Below are 18,591 nucleotides of genomic sequence, written 5' to 3' on the forward strand. Positions count from 1 at the left end.
AGCTGAAAATTATTTCCTTTAAAAATATATAAATACTATTAAAATTTGAAAAATTCTTTATACTTCAATATATTTATAATCTTTATACTTTAATATTTTTATACTTACAAAAAATCGACAAGAAAATCCTGCCGATTAATTTATGCTATTTAATTTTACTTCTTTTATCTTTAACTTTTTTATGAAAATTATCTTCTCAAAATAATTGTCAAAAATAAATAAATTTTATTTTCTATATTCACCATGACCAAATATTATATACTTGTAGCTAACTAACTCTTCTAAGCCCACTGGTCCTCTGGCGTGAAGCTTTTGTGTTGATATACCTAGTTCTGCACCCTTTCCAAATTCTCCCCCATCTGTAAATCTTGTTGAAGCATTTACATATACACAAGCTGAATCCACTTCTTCCAAGAATTTTATTGCCTTATCATAGGATTTTGTCAAAATTGATTCAGAATGACCTGTTGAATACTTTCTAATGTGATCAATTGCTTCTTCCACATTATCTACAGTCTTTACAGAAAATTCATAGTCTAAGTATTCTCTTGCGTAGTCATCTTCTTCTGCTTTTAGAGCATTTTTAAATTTAGGAAGGGCATTTTCATCTGCGTGAACTTTTATATTGTATTTTTCTACAACTTCATTTAAAAGTTTATAAAATTCATCTGGAAGATTTTTATTTAAAACAAGAGATTCCACTGCATTGCAAACTCCAATTCTTTGAGTTTTTGCATTTTCTATAATTTTTACTGCATTTTCAATATCGGCATCTTCATCTACATATATGTGGCAATTGCCCACACCTGTTTCTATTACAGGTACTTTTGCATTTTCCACAACTGAATTAATAAGTGATGCTGAACCTCTTGGTAAAAGTAAATCTACATAACCCTTTAATTGCATAAGTTCCTTAGAAGATTCTCTAGAAGTATCTTTTACTATTTGCACAAAATTTTCATCGTAGCCAGCATTTTTTATTCCAAGTCTTATAGCATCTGCTATGGCTATGTTAGAATTTATAGATTCCTTGCCGCCACGAAGAATTATGGCACTTGAAGCCTTTAGAGATAAAATTGCTGCATCAAGAGTTACATTAGGTCTTGATTCATAAATAATTGCAATGACTCCCATTGGGACAGTTTTTTTGCCAATTAAAAGTCCTGCACTATTTTCTTCCATAGATAGGACTTTTCCAACTGGATCCTTAAAGTCAATTACTTCATCAATCGACTTTGCCATTGCATCTAATCTTTCATCAGTCAAAAGAAGTCTATCAATTAGACCTTCTGGCATATTATTTTCTCTTCCATTTTTGATGTCCTCTTCATTGGCTTTTAAAATATTTTCTCTTTCGCTAATGAGGGCATTCTTTATTTCAAGAAGCATTTTATTTTTTTCACCAGTTTTTAATTTTTTTAGCTTGTAAGAAGCTTCTTTGGCAATTTTGCCAAGTTCTTTAACACTTAAAATATGTTCCAATTTCTTCTCCTTTAACTATATCTCTAATTATTTTCATTTTTTCTCCAGATCCAATTACAACTTCTATGTCCTTTTCTATGGCTAGCTTTGCTGCTTTAATCTTTGTGTACATGCCACCTGTACCAAGATTTGAATCAGTTTCCTTTGCCATCCCCTCAACGTCTTCAATATTTTCGACTTCATGAATTATTTTTGCATCATGATTCTTTCTTGGATCATCTGTATAAAGACCTTCTATATCTGTAAGCATTATAAGTAAATCCGCATCAATCATCCTTGCAATTACTGCAGAAAGGGTGTCATTGTCACCAAACTTAATTTCGTAAGTAGAAATTGTGTCGTTTTCATTTATTATAGGAATTACACTCATTTCTTGAAGTTTTTCAAAGGTGTTTTTTGCATTTACCCTCATCTCATCGTCTTTTTCTATAGTTCTCGTAAGAAGAACTTGGGCAGAATTGTAGCCATAGGACACAAGTGATCTGTCATAAATATTTGTAAGAGCAACTTGACCAACTGCTGCTGCAGCTTGTTTATCTGAGGTTTCCTTTGGTCTTTCTTTTAAATTTAATTTGGCACGTCCTGCTGCAATAGCACCAGAGGAAACAAGGACAACATCATATCCTTGATTTTTTAAGTTTGCTATTTCAAAGCAGAGTTCGTCAATTTTTTGCAAATTAATTTTTCCGTTGTCGTGAGTTATAGAAGAGGATCCAACTTTTATCACGATTTTCTTTATTTTTCTTGAAAATTTTCTCATTTCAACCACCTTAGATATAATATACTTGAAAATTGCACTTTAGTAAATATTTTTTAGCATTTGTCAGCTAAAAGTTATTTTTAAATAAATAAGCTTAGTATTTTAAATTTCCTCTACCCTGTATTTTCCCTTATGCTATAATATTCTTGGAGTGTGATTATTTTGCCAAAAATTTTAAAAAAAGAAGAACTTGCGCCAAATATTTATTTATTTGACATATATGCGCCTAAAATTGCAGCATCTGCAAAACCAGGTCAATTTATTATTTTAATTGCTGATAAATATTCTGAAAGAATTCCTCTTACTATTTCAGACTACGATGTTAAAAGAGGAAGCGTCCAAATAGTTGTCCAAGCTTCTGGTGAATCTACAAAGAAAATTGCAAAATTTGAAGAAGGAGAAAGCTTCAAAGACTTCGTAGGTCCTCTTGGCCATGCATCAGATTTTTATTATATGGACAAAAATGATTTAAAAAACAAAAAATACTTATTCGTTGCCGGTGGAGTTGGAACTGCACCAGTTTATCCACAAGCAAAGTTTTTTAAAGAAAATGGATTTCATTGCGACATAATTATTGGAGCAAAGTCTAAGGAATTTGTAATTCTAGAAGAAGAACTAAAATCAGTTTGCGACAATTTATACATAGCAACTGACGATGGATCCTATGGTTTTAAGGGTTTAGTTACTGATAAAATCACAGACCTTGTAGAAAATGAAAATAAAAAATACGACCACGTTGTTTCCATTGGACCAATGATAATGATGAAATTTGTCTGTCTAACTACAAAGAAATATGGCCTTCCTACAACAGTTTCCCTAAACCCAATAATGGTTGATGGTACAGGAATGTGTGGAGCTTGCCGTGTTTCTGTTGGTGGAAAAACTAAATTTGCCTGTGTTGATGGTCCAGAATTTGATGGTCATTTAGTTGATTTTGATTCTGCTATGAAAAGACAAAGACAATATATTGATAACAAAAAAACTCATACAATATCTGACCACCACTGCACAATGGATCTAGCTGTGTCAGACCACCTTGCAGAAAATTCTGTTCAAGATAAAAATGTTGAAGGCGAAAGTCATGAAGACTTTGTAATAAAAAAAGCTGAAGACAGATTTAAAAGAGTTCCTATAGCCGAACAAGCACCAGATGAAAGAAATAAAAACTTTAAAGAAGTTTGCCTTGGCTACACTGCCGAAGAAGCAGTCACTGAAGCAAGCAGGTGCCTAAATTGTAAGAATCCTGGCTGTGTAGGAGGTTGCCCTGTTTCCATTGACATACCAGGATTTATAAAGGAAATTGCCAACGGAAACTTCAAAGAAGCCTACAAGGTTCTTTCACTTTATACAAGTCTTCCAGCAGTTTGTGGTAGAGTTTGTCCACAAGAAACACAATGCGAAGAAAGGTGTGTTCTTGCAAATAGAGGCGATGCTGTTTCTATTGGTAAACTTGAAAGATTTGCAGCTGACTATGCAAGACGCCACCAAATTAGAGAAAATGCTGACATAAGAAAAATTGACAAAAAAGTTGCCATAGTTGGAGCAGGTCCAGCAGGACTTACTTGTGCAGGTGAACTTGCAAAGATGGGCTACGATGTCACAGTTTTTGAAGCCTTACAACAATCTGGTGGAGTTTTAATCTACGGCATTCCAGAATTTAGGCTTCCCGATGAAGTTGTGGAATATGAAGTTGAAAACATAAAAAAACTTGGAGTTAAATTTGAAAATAACTTTGTAATAGGAAGAACTGAAACTATAGACGACTTAATCAAAGAGGGTTTTGATGCAGTATTTATCGGTTCTGGTGCAGGACTTCCTAAGTTCATGAATATACCTGGTGAAAACTTAAATGGTGTTTACTCTGCCAATGAATTCTTAACAAGAAACAATTTAATGAGATCTTTTGATGAAGAATACGATACTCCAGTAAATGTTGGAGAAAAAGTTGCAGTAATAGGTGGCGGAAATGTTGCAATGGATGCTGCTAGAGTTGCAAAAAGACTTGGCGCCGATGTTTCCATTGTCTACAGAAGAACTGAAAAGGAACTTCCAGCTAGAACAGAAGAAGTTCACCACGCCAAGGAAGAAGGCATTAAGTTTGAAATGCTAACTGCTCCAGTGGAAATTCTTGGAGACGATGAAGGTTGGGTCAAAGGACTAAAATGTCAAAGAAATGAGCTTGGCGAAGCTGATGCATCTGGCAGAAGAAGACCAGTTCCAATTGAAGGTAGTGAATATGAAGAAAACTTCCAAACAGTTATAATGGCTCTTGGCACAAATCCAAACCCACTAATTTCTTCCACTACAAAAAATCTTGAAATAGAAAATTGGGGCGGAATAATCGTAAATGAAGATTCTCAAACATCTCGTCAAGAAATCTTTGCTGGTGGAGATGCTGTAACTGGATCTGCCACAGTAATTCTTGCCATGGGTGCTGGTAAAAATGCTGCAAAATCAATTGATGAATTTTTGAGAAATAAATAATTCTATATAAAAGTTAAAAAACCTCTTGCAAAGAATATCCTATGTAAAAAATTGTGTAGTTTTCAAATCGAAAAACTTCGGCTAAAATCGCACTGTATGAGCGTAAGCGAGTTTGAGATTTAGAAAACACCAATTTTTGTAATGAGATATTCGTGCATGAGGTTTTTTTTATAATATAAGAGTCATTGCTCTTCCCTATTTCATATTATTTTTTAAAAATACAAAGCCAAACTGCTCTTTCTTGCCAAGACACCCTGTGAATTTCATGAGCTTTTATCTCTAAACTATCTCCTTCACTTAATTTTATAAGTCTCCCATGGCTATATTCTATATTAGCTGATCCTCTTAACAAAAATACAATTTCAAGTTCATCCTGATCATAAAAATCTGTAACTTGATTAAGTGACATTGTTCTAATAATCCTTAAACTTTCATCTTCATAAATTTTTCTTCAATTTCTTTTTCTTCAGAAAAGTTTATATTTTTAAAAATATTGTATAAGTCCTTCATTCTTTTATTATAACATGATTTTTATTCTCAATTTATAATTGTAAAAGTATTTGTTATAATTATAAAAAAAAGAGGTGCAAAATGTTTAGACAAATGAGAAGAATAAAGCAAGAGCTTCCCCTCGATGAAGCTAAAAAATTACTTTTGAAAAATAAAAGAGGAGTCATCTCCTTTAATGGGGATAATGACTATCCCTATTCCCTTCCAATAAATTATTTATACGATGCCGAAGAAAATAAATTATACTTTCATGGCGCAAAAAGTGGTTACAAACTTGACTGCATTAAAAATAATAACAAGTCCTCTTTTGTAACTTATGGCGACGAAGAGCTTTCTGACAATGGCTGGTCCTTTTACCTTAAAAGTGTGGTAATTTTTGGAAAAGTCGAAATAATTGAAGATAAAGAACTTGCAGCAAAAAAATTAAGTGAGCTTGCAGAAAGATATTATCCCTCACTCCAAGAAGTCCATGCTACTATGGAAAGAAGTTTTGATAATGTCCTTGTTTATTGTCTTAATGTTGAACATATGACTTGCAAAAAAGTCCACGAAAAATAATAAATATCTTCACTATAAAAGCCAAGGCAAAAAACCTTGGCTAATTCTTTATATATTTAATTTAACTTCTTCAAGTCGTTTTTCCCTTTGACTTTCTCTATAATGGGCAAAAATTGAACCAATTAAGTTTTGAACTACAGAGAAAATTGCACCAGGAAGTGCTGCTAGTGGATTCATTGCAAAGTTTGTATTTGCAAGAACTACTGCAAGACCTGAGTTTTGTGTTCCCACTTCAATGGCAAGAGTAGACTTTTTATCATAATCAAGTCCAACTATTTTTCCTAGTCCTAGACCAATCATAAGTCCCAAAAAATTGTGAATAATAACAACTCCAAAAACTAATAAACCAGAAGTCATAATTTTTTCTGCATTAAGTCCAACAATAGCAGCAATTATTAGGGCAATTGCCACAGATGATATAAGTGGAAAAATAAAATCTATTTTCTTTAACTTTTCCTTTAAAAGAGTATTGGCAATAATTCCAAGTCCCACTGGTATTACTATAACTTTTACAATAGACATAAACATTGATATGAAGGAAACTTCAACCAAAGATCCTGCCATAATATAGACAAGAAGTGGTGTCAATATTGGAGCAAGTAAAGTTGATGCTACTGTAAGTAGTACAGAGTAAGCCAAATCCCCTTCTGCTATGTGACTCAAAACATTTGATGCAGTTCCACCTGGACAAGTCCCAACAAGGATTACTCCAAGGCTTATGTCCTTTGGCAGTTTAAAAATTACTGATAGGATTAGTGCCAAGAGGGGCATAATTGTGTACTGACAAAGGGCTCCCAAAAATATAAGTTTTGGTGCCTTTAAAAGTTCTTTAAAGTCCTTAACTTCTATGCTTGTTCCCATTCCAAACATGGCTGCTGCCAAAAAAAGAGCAGTGTAATTTGTCATACCCTTAAAGGCATTGGGATATCTCAAAGCACAAGCTGATAAAAATAATATTATTAAAATTAAGTATTTTTCTATATAGTGTGAAATTTTTCTAAACACGTCACACCTCGTAGAAAAAGTTGTCTATAAGTCTAGTATTTCCAAATCTAACAGCAAGAGCAACAAGAACATCTTTATCAATTATGTCTATGTCTTTTATCTCTTCTGTGTCAACAACTTGAACATACTCAATATCTGCAAGTTCTTCAGTCTTTATTTCATCTTCAATAATCTTTATTAAATCCTCTGCCTTCATTCCCTTTTTAATAGCAGCTTTTCCCTTTTCTAAGGCTCTATTTAAAACTGGAGCAGCCTTTCTCTCTTCATCAGATAGATAAACATTTCTTGATGAAATTGCAAGACCATCTTCTTCTCTTTTAATAGGACAAGGAATAATGTTGATTCCAAAATTTAAATCATAGACAGCTTTTTTTACAATTAGAAATTGTTGGGCATCTTTCCTGCCAAAATAAGCATTTGTAGGTCTAAAGATATTAAATAACTTAGTTAGAACAGTTAAAACTCCCCTAAAGTGAATTGGGCGAGTCTTGCCACACAAGTTGTCCTTTAAATCTTCAATAGTTACATAAGTTTTGTGATTTTGATAAAACTCCTTTGGATCTGGCGTAAATACTGCATCTACCCCAGCATCTTCACAAAGTTTAAAATCTCTCTTTTCGTCTCTTGGATAGGCCTCGTAATCTTCGCCTGGTCCAAATTGTGTTGGATTGACAAAAATAGAAACAATAACTACATCGTTATTCTTTCTGGCCTCATCAATTAGTGACTTATGTCCTTGGTGCAAAAAATCCCATAGTCGGAACTAAGCCCACGGACTTTTGGTAATTTCCCTTGGTAAATTCCAAAGCTTCTTCCACGTTTCTTAGTACTTTCATTCTTCTCTCCTTAAAATTTATTTTGGAGAAATATTTACTTATAAATATTTAAGTACGGTTTATAAAAATAATACCGTCTCCGGCAAATATTATAGCAGATATAAAAAATTTTTAAAGTTAAAAAGGAAGCTTCTGCCTTATAATTTTATCTCACGCCATCTCTAAAATTTCAAAGGAATTTACTTTCTTTATCTCAACTATTCCATCTTTTAGTAAATCTTCTAATTTATTATCTTCTCCAAAGACTATTTTTATTTCATCTTTTAAAACCAAATCATAGGAATTTATATAATCTAAAATTTTTCTTCCTCTGATAAATTTTCATCTCTCTCATCTAAGTCCAAATTTTCCAATAAAAATTCCTCAATCCTTCCAAAGTTCATTATATTTTGAAGAACTCTATTATTTTCAGTAATTAAAAATCCCGGAAATTTTTTTATCCTGTAATCAAAAGTTTCCATCCTATTTTGAAGAAATATATCCTGACTATTTTCATAATTAAAAATAAATTCTTCAAGATCCAATCCAAAGTCTTTTACAATTTCTTTTTGGACATCTATCTTAAAAATATTTTTCTCAAAAATTATTGCCTCTTCCAAAATTTTTCTCATATATTTCTTAGAAATATCTTCATCAATTTCCTTTACAGATAGAAAGTACTTGTCCAGTGGATAGGATGACTTGTAATCTTCTGTAAAAAGTTCTGGTGGAGATGAAAAACCCTTCATATTTGTTATAGTACTAGTTGCCCTGTACATGTCATAGAGAATTTTATTGCCTAATTTAATAGAATTTTTTTCCCTAAAATTTTGTGGCAAGAATTCTTCATAGTCGCCAATTAGTCCTCCCATTACAAATTCATATTTAAAATTTTTATATTTTCTTTCAAATTTTCTGATTATTGGAAAAAGTCCCCACAAAAAGGGGTCCAACACATCTGTAAATATTTTTAACATAAGCCCTCCTAAAATTATTAATTTCATTATAACATTAAGCGCAAACTTCTTAAAATCAAGAAAATCTAATACTCTATAATTTCTGTCAATATACTATATCTAGTATTTTGTAATTTACTTTACACACAATATGCTGTATAATTGATGTATTCGAAAAAGAAAATTAGGAGAAGATTTTCTTCTATTTTATATGTAAAATTAAGTAGAAAGGATGGGAACAATGCCACAAGTTATAAAAAGAAATGGCAAAAAAGTTGATTTCGATATAAATAAAATCGTAATCGCTATAGAAAAAGCTATGCACTCAAGTTCAGGTGTATACATAGAAAATCAAGCTCTAGAAATTGCCAAAGAGATTGAAGAACTTGCACAATCTAAGGATATTCCCCTATCAATTTATGACATTGAAGGAGAAGTTTATTACCGTTTGATCCAAAATGATAATCCTGCAACAGCTAGAGCCTATGAATCTTACAAGTCAGTTCAACAATTTAAACGTGAACAAAATACAACTGACGAAGATATTTTGGGACTTTTAAATGAAACTAATGATGACCTAATGGATGAAAACTCCAACAAAAATGCAGTTATAGCATCAACTCAAAGAGATTTAATAGCAGGAGAAGTTTCAAAGGATATTGCAAAGAGAAAAATGATTCCTGCTGATTTAGTTGAAGCTCACGATTCTGGTGCAATTCACATCCACGATATGGACTATTTTATTCAGCCAATTTTTAACTGCTGTCTAGTTAACATGAAGGATATGCTAGATAACGGAACAGTTGTAAATGGAAAGATGATCGAAACTCCAAAATCTTTTCAAGTTGCCTGCAATGTAATGACACAAATCATTGCACAAATTGCATCAAATCAATACGGTGGTCAAAGTATTAATTTATCTTGCCTTGGCAAATATTTAAGAAGATCTTATGAAAAGAATCTTTCTCTTGCCCTTGACACTCTAGGCGATATTGAACTTGCTGAAAAAATGGCAGATAAAATGACTAGAAAAGATTTAGAAAGCGGCATCCAAACAATTCAATATCAAATAAATACCCTAATGACTTCAAATGGTCAAGCACCTTTTGTAACTTTATTTATGTGGCTTGAAGATAATGACCAATATGTAGATGAAGTTGCAATGATAATAGAAGAAATCTTAAAACAAAGAATTCAAGGGATTAAAAATGACGCAGGTGTCTATGTAACACCAGCCTTCCCTAAATTAATTTATGTTCTTGATGAAAACAATATAAATAAGGACTCAAAATATTATTATTTGACTTCCCTTGCAATAAGATGTACTGCAAAGAGAATGTATCCTGACTATATTTCTGCAAAGAAAATGCGTGCAAATTATGAAGGCAATGTCTTTGCTCCAATGGGCTGCAGGGCTTTTCTTCCTCCTTACAAGGACGAAAAAGGAAATTACAAATTTGAAGGAAGATTTAACATGGGCGCTTGTTCTATAAACCTTCCTCAAATAGGCATCCTTTCTGGTGGAAACGAAGAAAAATTCTTTGAAATTTTAGAAAAAAGATTAGACCTAGTTAAGAGAGTTGGTCTTCTTAGATATGAACACTTGAAAAAAGTTACAAGCGATTCATCTCCAATTCACTGGCAACACGGTGCCATCTCAAGACTTGGAAAACACGAATCCATCGCTCCACTTCTTTTAAATGGTTACTCAACAGTTTCACTTGGCTACATTGGAATATATGAAGCAAGCGTCCTAGTTAAGGGCGTTAGTCATACAGATAAAAAAGGATATGACTTTGCCATGAGAATTATGGACACAATGAATGCCGCAGTAAAAAAATGGACAGAAGAATATGGAATTAAATTTACTCTTTATGCAACTCCTGCAGAATCACTTACACAAAGATTTTGCAATATCGACAAGGAAAGATTTGGAATTATTGAAAATGTAACAGACAAGGGTTACTACATCAACTCTTTCCATGTAGACGTTCGTGAAGAAATCTCTGCTTTTGAAAAGTTCAACTTTGAATCAAAATTCCAAGACAAGTCAACTGGTGGTTGCATTTCTTATGTAGAAATTCCAAACATGGGCCACAACTTAGAAGCACTTGAGACAATCGTAAGATATATTTACGACAATATTCAATATGCAGAATTTAATACAAAATCTGACTATTGTTCTGAATGTGGTTTTGATGGAGAAATAAAATTAAATGACCACGGCGATTGGGAATGTCCACAATGTCACAACACTGACAGGTCAACACTAACTGTTGTAAGACGTACTTGTGGTTACCTTGGTGAAAACTTTTGGAACGAAGGTCGTACTAAAGAAATTAATGCAAGGGTGCTTCATATCTAATGAACTTTGCACAAATAAGAAAGTATGATGTTGCCAATGGCCCTGGCATAAGGACTACGATTTTTGTCACAGGTTGCACTCACAATTGCCACAACTGTTTTAACGAAGAATACCAAGATTTTAATTATGGAGATACTTGGACTGACAAAGAAACAGAAGAAGTAATTAGATATTTAAAACTAGATGAAGTAAAGGGTCTCACACTACTTGGTGGTGAGCCCTTTCAAAATGAAATTGACCTCTTACAGGTTATTCGTGACATAAAAAAAGAAGTCCAAAAGGACATTTGGATCTTCTCTGGCTATAGCTATGAAGAAATTTTAAAAGACCAGGACAAGAAGAAACTCCTAGAAGAGTGTGACGTACTTGTTGATGGGAGATTTGTTGAAGCTCTAAAAGACTTAAAACTAAGATTTCGAGGATCTTCCAACCAAAGGATAATAGACATTCAAAAATCCTTGGATGAAAATAAAGTAGTTTTATTTGACTTATAATATTTTAAATTTTGAATTTTTATCTTATCATAAACAAAAACATAAAAGACAAAAAAGGATGCAGCCACATAAGCTTGCATCCTTTTCTTCTTACTGTTTTTTATAATGACCCTTACATTGAAATATAACCACTGTATCTTCCTCAATCAAATAAACTATTCTGTTCTCTTTGTCTATACGTCTGCTCCACAGACCTGACAAATTGTTTTTTAATGCTTCAGGCTTACCTATACCCTCAAAGGGGCTTCTCTTAATATCTTTAATTATCTGATTTATTCTTCGCAAATTAACTTTATTTTTCTTTTGCCAATATAAATACTCTTGCCAAGCACTATAATCCCACTTTATATTTTTTATTTCACTCATCTATAATATCTCTTTCAATAAGTTCTAGTTTCCCATTTTTATAATCATTATATTTCTTTTCAAGATAATCTATGTTTTCTTTGCTATAAAAAGGATCTGCTGTTAATTCAAAGGGGATTTTATTTTCTCTTGCAATTTTTTTCAAATAAACATTTATTGCAGAAGACATAGAAATTCCAATTTCTTGACAAACTCTCTCTGCTCTTCTTTTAACATCTTCATCTACTCTAACATTAATTTGTACCATAACATCATCTCCTTAAACTAATTTTATCATGTTTATAGTATTTGTAAATACATTTGCTATAAATATTTTAGTTGTATTATTCAATAATATATTCCTAGCTATAATCTTTTACATAAATTTTGCACAAAAATTAGGACGACAAAATAAAAAAGCAAAAAGAGCCTGGTAAAACCAGACTCTTAACTTCTTTATATTCTAAAAAATTTAAACAAACTATCTTCTCTTACTTCTTCTCTTGCTATTTCTCACATAGCCTATCATCTTAAAGAATACCAAGATAAAAGCTATCCAACCTACAATAGTCACTCCATAAACGCCATATTTTAAATAAGAAACTTCTCTCTTTTCCTCTACAAGAGTTTTTACATCGGCCTTTTTTTTCCACAACTCTTTCTGCATTAATTAAAATTCTCTTTGGTCTTGGTGGTCTCTTTGGGTGACAAGATAAAAGCGTCACCATATCCTTTCCATCTTTTGGAAGGACTTTTTCCCAATCACTTGGATCAATTATCTCTTGACCTGTGACTTTGTATTTCAAAAGGCCTGTTCGTCCATCAATTAAAATTTCGTCACCCTCTTCTAGCTTTTCAATGTTATAAAACATGAGGTCGCCCCACCAACCTCTGTGACCAGCTATGACAGTCCTAGTTGAATTTCCCCCAAGAGGAAGAGATGTTCCTTCAACTTGTGCCACTCCCCAGTCCAGATGATCGTAAGTTGCATCGAGATAAATCGGCTTTTTCATATCAAGTTTTGGAATTATCAAATAAGAAAAAACTTCGTCCTTGTCAATTCCCTTGATGTTATAAAAGCCCTCATAATCTTCATTGTCAAAAGGATCAATAATATTATTATCTCCCTTGACCACTTTCTTGTTGTAATCTATGAGATCATCACTTACACTAGCATCCTTTTCCTTAAAAGATGCATACTTTTTGTCTGCCATTATCTCCCTATATGACATAGAAGAAAAAGCAAGTAGTGGCAAAAAAATCCCCAATAAGATAAATAAATATCCAATTAAGACCCTTGTCTTAGCCTTCATAAGTTCTCCTCCTGCGTCTTCTAATATAAATGAAAATAATGATCATGACAAGAAGAAGTATTGCACATGGCCAAATCAATGACTTGTAATTAAACTTAGCATTTTCAGCCTCTTCCTTTTCCTCTGGCACATAAGGAATCCTGTGACCACGAACCAAAAGTCTGTGCGAATTAATCATATAAGGTGTACAAGTAAGAAGCGTCATATAATCCTTGCCTTCCACAACAAGAACAGGATCAAAATTCCATGGCTCAATAGTTAAAATTTGGTCCACTTGATAAGCAAGAGTTTCCTTTACGTTAGTATAGTAGAAAACATCTCCCACTTCCATCTTGTCAAGGTCCCTAAAGAGCTTAACTTGTGGAAGACCCCTGTGAGCTGTGATGACAGAGTGAGTGGACTTGCCACCAATAGGAAGAGATGTCCCCTCCAAGTGACCACAAGCATGTTGCAATACATCTTCAGAAGTACCAGCATAAACAGGTATTTGTTGATTTATCTTTGGAACATCAAGATAACCAATTTTTTCCCTTGCCTCTAGCATGCGTGCATAATTTTCAACACCCTTTTTTTCCCTGTCAGTATATGGATCAGCAAGCTTTGAAGGATCAAGAGTTTCATTATATGCCCTTGCAAGATCAATTCTCTCGTTGATCTCTTCCTCACTCATCTCGTCAACAGCTTCCTTAAAGTCCACAATTTGATTGTTGTTCTCCACAGTATAGTACCAGTTTGAAATAATAGGATAAGACGCAATCAAAAGACCAACTATGAACATAAGAATAATCTTCCAATTCTTTTTAAACTTCTCCTTCATGGTCCTCACCCCTATCCTTATTATCACTCATACCATTATTTTTCTTTTCCAAATTCATCTTTGCCATCTCAATATTTCTTGCCCTTTCAGCTTCTCTTTTTGCCGCCTTTTTCTTTTTTCTCTTGTCAAGAATAAATCTTGTTAAGATAATTATAGCAAAAATTAGAAGAATAATAAGCCTTTTATCAATATCAAGATTCTTGCCCACATCTTCTCTTGTCTTGTCATCCTCTTCTGGCACATAAGGAACCCTGTGACCACGCACAATGAGCCTGTGAGTGTTTATCATAATAGGAGTGCAAGTTAAAAGAGTTGCATAATCCTTTCCCGGCACAACCAAAAGCTGTGAAAAATCACTGGGATCAATAACATCAATGTGATCCACTTCATATGCCATAGTGCCGCCAATATTTTCAATGTAAAACTTGTCCCCCATTTTCACTTTCTCAAGATCTGTAAAAAGCCTTGCAGAAGGAAGACCAGAGTGAGCAGTGATGACAGTGTGAGTGGACTCACCACCAATAGGTAAACTTGTACCCTCAAGGTGACCAGCACCCTTTTGCAAGATTTCCTCATTAGTACCAGCATAAATAGGAAGATCAACATCAATAGAAGGCACTTCGATAGTACCAATCTTGCTCCTTAACTCTAGCATTTGAGCATAATTCTCAATGGCCCTCTTCTTTTCCTCTTCACTATAAGGATCCTTTGGAGTAACATTTCCTAGATTATCATTATAAATCTTAGCTAGCCTCAACCTTCTGTCGATTTCTTCCTGACTCAAAAGATCTCTTGCTTCCTTAAAATCAGCAACCTGATTATTTGCCTCAATCCTATAATACCAGTTGGAAATCAAAGGATAGGAAAGAATTCCAAGACCTAAAATAAAAATAAAAATAAATAACTTGTTAGATTTTTTCTTTTTTTTGCTCATCTTTTCTCCCATAAAAAAGAGGCTCCAAGGAGCCTCACTTTATTTCTTGTCCTTGATTAAATACTTACCTAATCCTACCATAATAGCACCAGCCACAACTAACACAATAAGTGTAATATCACCAGTTTTTGGAAGAGGAAGAGGTGATGATTTATCATCTTTAATACGGTTTTCAATAATTAGGACTTTTTCAAAAGAACTATCGTCAATTTCAAATTTTAAAGAGCCTTGCAATAAAGCATAGCCATCTGGAGCCTTAGTTTCCCAAATCTCATAAGTTCCATAAGGAAGATCCCTTACAAAAAACTTACCATCATTGCCAGAATTAAGGACAAGATCCTTGCCATCTCGCTTAACCCTTTCATCCATGCCATCCTTGTCACGAGTTATAATAAACTCAGCACCAGCTAGACCCTTTTCCCTTTTCTCATCAGTCTTAAAGAAATTATAAGAACCTAACTTTTTCTTGTTGATGACACTTACATTGGCACCCTTGCCTTCAAAAATAGCAAAATCACTCTCACTATGAAGGATTTCATAGCCAGCTGGAGCTTCAACTTCCTTGAAAGTATAAATACCAGCCTTCACATTTTTAATAGTAATCCTACCATTTTCATCAGTTAAAAAAACTTCAGCAGAACCCTTATCATCAATAGCACCATTTTTTGTCAAAACAGGATTGCCATTTGAATAATGAAGAGTAAACTTGGCACCAGAAAGAACTTTGCCCTCACCATCAGTCTTTACAAGCACAACAGTTTCTGGTGGTGGAGGAGTTTCTCCTGGAGGTGGTGGTGGAGGTGTAGGTCTAACCTTTAGCCCCCATTTTAACTTAGCAATATTAGTCTCTCCTGGACTAAAAACTGCAGACTCAATAAAGCGGTCCTTGTCCCCAAGCTCCCTAATATAATAAGTGCCAGGCTCAAGATCAAGAGTAACCTTATAATCGTCCTTTTCCTTAGGACTTACAATCCACTTGTCAGCCTTGTTAGCAAGTTGTCTGTCAAGCTCATCCTCACTTAACTTGTCCAAAATAGAAACAAGTCTTGTCTTATCCATACTAGTATCAATGAACTTGTCATTGATTTTCCAAATACCAAGAGTCCTACCTTCCAGGTCCTCTTTAGCTAAACTTTCCCTTGTCTTAATATCGATGGTAACAGATGATGCTCCTAAAACATTTAGAGGTAGGAAGACCATAGTTACCATCATATATAAAATTATTAAATCTTTGATTCTCTTCTTCATCTCTACCTCTCAATCTTAATATGTAGAGGAAGGGGAAATCCCCTCCCTTAGATTTAAATAATTAAAGCTTATACTTATAAAGAAAATATAAGTAGCCTTTAAAAATCACTTTACCTATACCAATTATATCAAAAGTCATCTAACTTTGAATAAATTAGTATAAATATAAAACATTATCTCAAAGATCTTTTTAAAACAATCTCAATCAATAGATAGAACCTTAAGCTTCTTCTCTATTTCTCTTCATTGCCATAACAGCGCCAGCCATTAGACCAATACCAACAACTGTGAATAATACAGTACCCATACCACCAGTTTGTGGGATAGTTACATCATTATTTGTGATTTGCATAGCATCGTTCTTATTAGATTCTGCTACGTAATCAATAGTTCCTTCACCTGTATATGTTCCCTTAGCTATTTCAAATGTGAAGTTTCCACCATTAGTTGGAAGAGCATATCCAGCTGGAGCTTTTGTTTCCACAGCTCTGTAATTACCGTATTCTAAACCTTTAACTTCGAATTGACCTTTATCATTTGAAGTAAATTTAGTAGCATCTTCTATTTTTTCTACCCAAGTATAAGATAATTTAGCTTCTGTAAATGCTTTATCTCTTGCTGCTTTTAATTCTTCAACTTTTGCCATTGCTGCATCTTTAGATTCATATTCTTGACCAGCAATTGTTACTTTATTTGTAGCTGAGATTTCTCCCTTTGCTAATGCTTCGTTAACTGCTGCAATAGCATCATTGTATGCTTTTTCTGCTGTTGTATAAGCTGTACCTTCATTTTCTGTAATCTTTAGATATTTATCATTGTCTGTTCCACCATTTTTATTTTGGATAGCAAATTCAGCACCTGCTAATCTCTTACTTCCATCTTGGTTAGTCTTAACAAATTTCTTTCCACCAACAGTTACTTGTGGAGGTGTAGGAGTGATTGATTCATTAGTCTTAGTATTCTTAACAGTTACTGTAGCTGTATCAGCTGCTACTGTGTATTCTGGTTCATAACCATTTACAAGTTCTTTTACTTTATAGTTTTTGCCTTTTTCTAAGCCTTTGAAAGTACCTTTGTAGTTACCTGTTTGTTCAAAAGTAATTCCATTGCCTAAATCTGTATCATCAACTTTTGTTGCATTCTTAAATGTAACATCAGCAACTGGCATATCATTTTCATCTAATAAAACATATTTTACAATGATGTCAGTTGGAGCTGTACCATCTGCCCAAGTCTTTTCAACGTTGATTTTTTCATCAACAGGTGTTAATGTTTCACTTGATGGCTTAGGTGGTTCGTGGTTGTAAGTGAATGTAGCGTGGTTGTCCATTGGTTTATCAACTATTGCATCTGCTGTAACTTTTGCAGAATATGTGAATTCAATTGATAAATCATTTGTTTCTGCTGCTTTATTAAGTTTATCTAAACCAGATTGTTCAAAGTGAACTTTAAATCCATTTCCTACAGTTTCTACTGTATAGTCAGTTCCTGCAACAAGATCTTGATCTAATGCAGGAGTTACTGTAACTGTAACACCATTTTCTTCATTATATTTTAATCCCTTGTCCATAGAATCTGCTAAATCTAAGTGAGTGAATACAGATCCTTTAGGAAGTTCTGCTTTAGCTTCATAAGGAACTTCTTTATCTATATGAGCTTTTGCATTTGCTTTTTCTTTGTTGTAATTATCCATTACCGCTCCAACATCTTTTAAAGTGTTAGGGTCAGTGATTGCTTCTAATCCATTTTTCTTTGCAAAGTTCTTGTCGAATTTTACCTTATCTTCAGAGTTCTTAGGATATACGTGAATTTCATTTTGTACACCAGCTTCAGTTCTAGCGTGTTCTGGAAGTTTTAAATCAACAGGAATAGCCTTCATACCTGTTAGTACTTCACCATTTGGTCCCTTGTAAGTTGATTTATGCTTTACTTCATAAATCTTGTAGTTTCCAGGATTATCAAGATCAAATTGAATTACACCATCAGTGCCTTCAACATTTTTTGTTTTTCCTTGTCTTTCTGCTGGAATTTCCTCTAAAATGGCATCTTGTTCAGCTTTTGATTTTTTGTCAAAATCATCATAACCTGTTTCGTCTTCTTTGATTGCTACAAAGTAAACATCGTTAATTTCTTTAGCATTTGTGTCACCAAAGAATTCTTTAACATTAACGCCTTTTGTTGGATCATATTTTTTGTTTGAATCATGCTTATCTAGCGCATCTTGACTTATCAAGATTTTGTGTACATTAACCTTAATTGTAGCAGGACCATCTTCGCCAGCAGCTAGTGCTGTTAGTGGAGAGAAAACTCCTACTAGCATCACTAATGCCATGATTAGTGATAAAATTTTCTTTTTGTTCATAATATAACTCCTTCTTTTATAAATTTTTATAATTATTTGCTACCGCAAATTATTACCATAAATTTACTTCCTATTGCCCTTGGCAATAAACTTTTAATTCGTAAAATTTAAGATAGCTCCACTCTTTCGCTTTATCTTTCAAA

16 protein-coding genes and 1 pseudogene are annotated in these 18,591 nt (G+C 33.4%); 4 read left to right on the forward strand and 13 right to left on the reverse strand.

Annotation, left to right across the window (positions count from 1 at the left end):
• Positions 1 to 225: 225 nt before the first annotated feature.
• Positions 226 to 1,482 (reverse strand): glutamate-5-semialdehyde dehydrogenase, encoded by a 1,257-nt coding sequence (locus HGPT_RS05685; RefSeq protein WP_019138869.1) that lies wholly within the window; start codon positions 1,480 to 1,482, stop codon positions 226 to 228.
• Positions 1,460 to 2,242 (reverse strand): glutamate 5-kinase, encoded by a 783-nt coding sequence (proB, locus tag HGPT_RS05690; RefSeq protein WP_019138870.1) that lies wholly within the window; start codon positions 2,240 to 2,242, stop codon positions 1,460 to 1,462. The genes HGPT_RS05685 and proB overlap by 23 nt, the downstream gene beginning before the upstream one ends.
• A 162-nt stretch (positions 2,243 to 2,404) precedes the next feature.
• Here proB and HGPT_RS05695 point away from each other — a divergent pair, with 162 nt between their 5' ends.
• Positions 2,405 to 4,726: a bifunctional dihydroorotate dehydrogenase B NAD binding subunit/NADPH-dependent glutamate synthase gene (locus HGPT_RS05695; protein ID WP_019138871.1), complete on the forward strand. Its 2,322-nt coding sequence runs from the start codon at positions 2,405 to 2,407 to the stop codon at positions 4,724 to 4,726.
• Between the two features lie 205 nt (positions 4,727 to 4,931).
• Here the strand turns inward: HGPT_RS05695 and HGPT_RS05700 are convergent, their stop codons facing one another.
• Positions 4,932 to 5,135 (reverse strand): cupin domain-containing protein, encoded by a 204-nt coding sequence (locus HGPT_RS05700; protein ID WP_019138872.1) that lies wholly within the window; start codon positions 5,133 to 5,135, stop codon positions 4,932 to 4,934.
• Between the two features lie 182 nt (positions 5,136 to 5,317).
• Here HGPT_RS05700 and HGPT_RS05705 point away from each other — a divergent pair, with 182 nt between their 5' ends.
• Complete coding sequence (locus HGPT_RS05705) at positions 5,318 to 5,794, forward strand: pyridoxamine 5'-phosphate oxidase family protein (protein ID WP_019138873.1); 477 nt, start codon at positions 5,318 to 5,320, stop codon at positions 5,792 to 5,794.
• Between the two features lie 48 nt (positions 5,795 to 5,842).
• Here the strand turns inward: HGPT_RS05705 and HGPT_RS05710 are convergent, their stop codons facing one another.
• The 3 genes and pseudogenes from HGPT_RS05710 to HGPT_RS05720 all read right to left on the reverse strand — a co-directional run bounded on the left by HGPT_RS05710 (position 5,843) and on the right by HGPT_RS05720 (position 8,591).
• Complete coding sequence (locus HGPT_RS05710) at positions 5,843 to 6,799, reverse strand: bile acid:sodium symporter family protein (RefSeq protein WP_019138874.1); 957 nt, start codon at positions 6,797 to 6,799, stop codon at positions 5,843 to 5,845.
• Between the two features lies 1 nt (position 6,800).
• A pseudogene (panC, locus tag HGPT_RS05715) lies at positions 6,801 to 7,635 on the reverse strand (pantoate--beta-alanine ligase).
• Positions 7,636 to 7,928: 293 nt separating this feature from the next.
• Positions 7,929 to 8,591 (reverse strand): thioredoxin domain-containing protein, encoded by a 663-nt coding sequence (locus tag HGPT_RS05720; protein WP_019138878.1) that lies wholly within the window; start codon positions 8,589 to 8,591, stop codon positions 7,929 to 7,931.
• Positions 8,592 to 8,811: 220 nt separating this feature from the next.
• On the opposite strand from HGPT_RS05720, the gene nrdD reads away from it, so the two are divergent.
• Positions 8,812 to 10,935, forward strand: a complete 2,124-nt coding sequence (nrdD, locus tag HGPT_RS05725; protein ID WP_019138879.1) for an anaerobic ribonucleoside-triphosphate reductase — start codon at positions 8,812 to 8,814, stop codon at positions 10,933 to 10,935.
• A complete protein-coding gene (gene nrdG / locus HGPT_RS05730) occupies positions 10,935 to 11,429 on the forward strand; it encodes an anaerobic ribonucleoside-triphosphate reductase activating protein (RefSeq protein WP_019138880.1) in 495 nt (164 codons plus the stop codon). The genes nrdD and nrdG overlap by 1 nt, the downstream gene beginning before the upstream one ends.
• A gap of 90 nt (positions 11,430 to 11,519) precedes the next feature.
• On the opposite strand, the gene HGPT_RS05735 is transcribed toward nrdG, so the two are convergent.
• The 7 genes from HGPT_RS05735 to HGPT_RS05765 form a co-directional block, all read right to left on the reverse strand.
• On the reverse strand, positions 11,520 to 11,795 hold the full coding sequence (locus tag HGPT_RS05735) for a Txe/YoeB family addiction module toxin (RefSeq protein ID WP_019138881.1): 276 nt from the start codon (positions 11,793 to 11,795) through the stop codon (positions 11,520 to 11,522).
• Positions 11,788 to 12,042, reverse strand: a complete 255-nt coding sequence (locus HGPT_RS05740) for a type II toxin-antitoxin system RelB/DinJ family antitoxin (protein ID WP_019138882.1) — start codon at positions 12,040 to 12,042, stop codon at positions 11,788 to 11,790. Before HGPT_RS05740 ends, HGPT_RS05735 begins: the two co-directional genes overlap by 8 nt.
• 262 nt (positions 12,043 to 12,304) lie before the next feature.
• Positions 12,305 to 13,087, reverse strand: coding sequence for a class C sortase (locus HGPT_RS05745; RefSeq protein WP_245544157.1), 783 nt, complete (start codon positions 13,085 to 13,087; stop codon positions 12,305 to 12,307).
• The gene (locus HGPT_RS05750; protein ID WP_019138883.1) at positions 13,077 to 13,904 is read right to left on the reverse strand and encodes a class C sortase; all 828 of its coding nucleotides are present in this window, start codon (positions 13,902 to 13,904) and stop codon (positions 13,077 to 13,079) included. Before HGPT_RS05750 ends, HGPT_RS05745 begins: the two co-directional genes overlap by 11 nt.
• Complete coding sequence (locus HGPT_RS05755) at positions 13,888 to 14,838, reverse strand: class C sortase (RefSeq protein ID WP_040542729.1); 951 nt, start codon at positions 14,836 to 14,838, stop codon at positions 13,888 to 13,890. The genes HGPT_RS05750 and HGPT_RS05755 overlap by 17 nt, the downstream gene beginning before the upstream one ends.
• A gap of 39 nt (positions 14,839 to 14,877) precedes the next feature.
• Positions 14,878 to 16,086, reverse strand: coding sequence for an LPXTG cell wall anchor domain-containing protein (locus HGPT_RS05760; RefSeq protein WP_019138885.1), 1,209 nt, complete (start codon positions 16,084 to 16,086; stop codon positions 14,878 to 14,880).
• A gap of 220 nt (positions 16,087 to 16,306) precedes the next feature.
• On the reverse strand, positions 16,307 to 18,448 hold the full coding sequence (locus HGPT_RS05765) for a SpaA isopeptide-forming pilin-related protein (protein WP_019138886.1): 2,142 nt from the start codon (positions 18,446 to 18,448) through the stop codon (positions 16,307 to 16,309).
• Between the last annotated feature and the right edge of the window lie 143 nt (positions 18,449 to 18,591).

Origin of the sequence: Peptoniphilus timonensis JC401 (genome assembly GCF_000312025.1) — a bacterium.
GTDB lineage: Bacteria > Bacillota > Clostridia > Tissierellales > Peptoniphilaceae > Peptoniphilus_A > Peptoniphilus_A timonensis.

Bases quoted from the DNA above. Each gene is read 5' to 3' on its own strand.
- proB (WP_019138870.1), bottom strand. From the start codon at position 2,242: ATGAGAAAATTTTCAAGAAAAATAAAGAAAATCGTGATAAAAGTTGGA.
- HGPT_RS05700 (WP_019138872.1), bottom strand. From the start codon at position 5,135: ATGTCACTTAATCAAGTTACAGATTTTTATGATCAGGATGAACTTGAA.
- HGPT_RS05705 (WP_019138873.1), top strand. From the start codon at position 5,318: ATGTTTAGACAAATGAGAAGAATAAAGCAAGAGCTTCCCCTCGATGAA.
- HGPT_RS05720 (WP_019138878.1), bottom strand. From the start codon at position 8,591: ATGTTAAAAATATTTACAGATGTGTTGGACCCCTTTTTGTGGGGACTT.
- nrdD (WP_019138879.1), top strand. From the start codon at position 8,812: ATGCCACAAGTTATAAAAAGAAATGGCAAAAAAGTTGATTTCGATATA.
- nrdG (WP_019138880.1), top strand. From the start codon at position 10,935: ATGAACTTTGCACAAATAAGAAAGTATGATGTTGCCAATGGCCCTGGC.
- HGPT_RS05735 (WP_019138881.1), bottom strand. From the start codon at position 11,795: ATGAGTGAAATAAAAAATATAAAGTGGGATTATAGTGCTTGGCAAGAG.
- HGPT_RS05740 (WP_019138882.1), bottom strand. From the start codon at position 12,042: ATGGTACAAATTAATGTTAGAGTAGATGAAGATGTTAAAAGAAGAGCA.
- HGPT_RS05745 (WP_245544157.1), bottom strand. From the start codon at position 13,087: ATGAAGGCTAAGACAAGGGTCTTAATTGGATATTTATTTATCTTATTG.
- HGPT_RS05750 (WP_019138883.1), bottom strand. From the start codon at position 13,904: ATGAAGGAGAAGTTTAAAAAGAATTGGAAGATTATTCTTATGTTCATA.
- HGPT_RS05755 (WP_040542729.1), bottom strand. From the start codon at position 14,838: ATGAGCAAAAAAAAGAAAAAATCTAACAAGTTATTTATTTTTATTTTT.
- HGPT_RS05760 (WP_019138885.1), bottom strand. From the start codon at position 16,086: ATGAAGAAGAGAATCAAAGATTTAATAATTTTATATATGATGGTAACT.
- HGPT_RS05765 (WP_019138886.1), bottom strand. From the start codon at position 18,448: ATGAACAAAAAGAAAATTTTATCACTAATCATGGCATTAGTGATGCTA.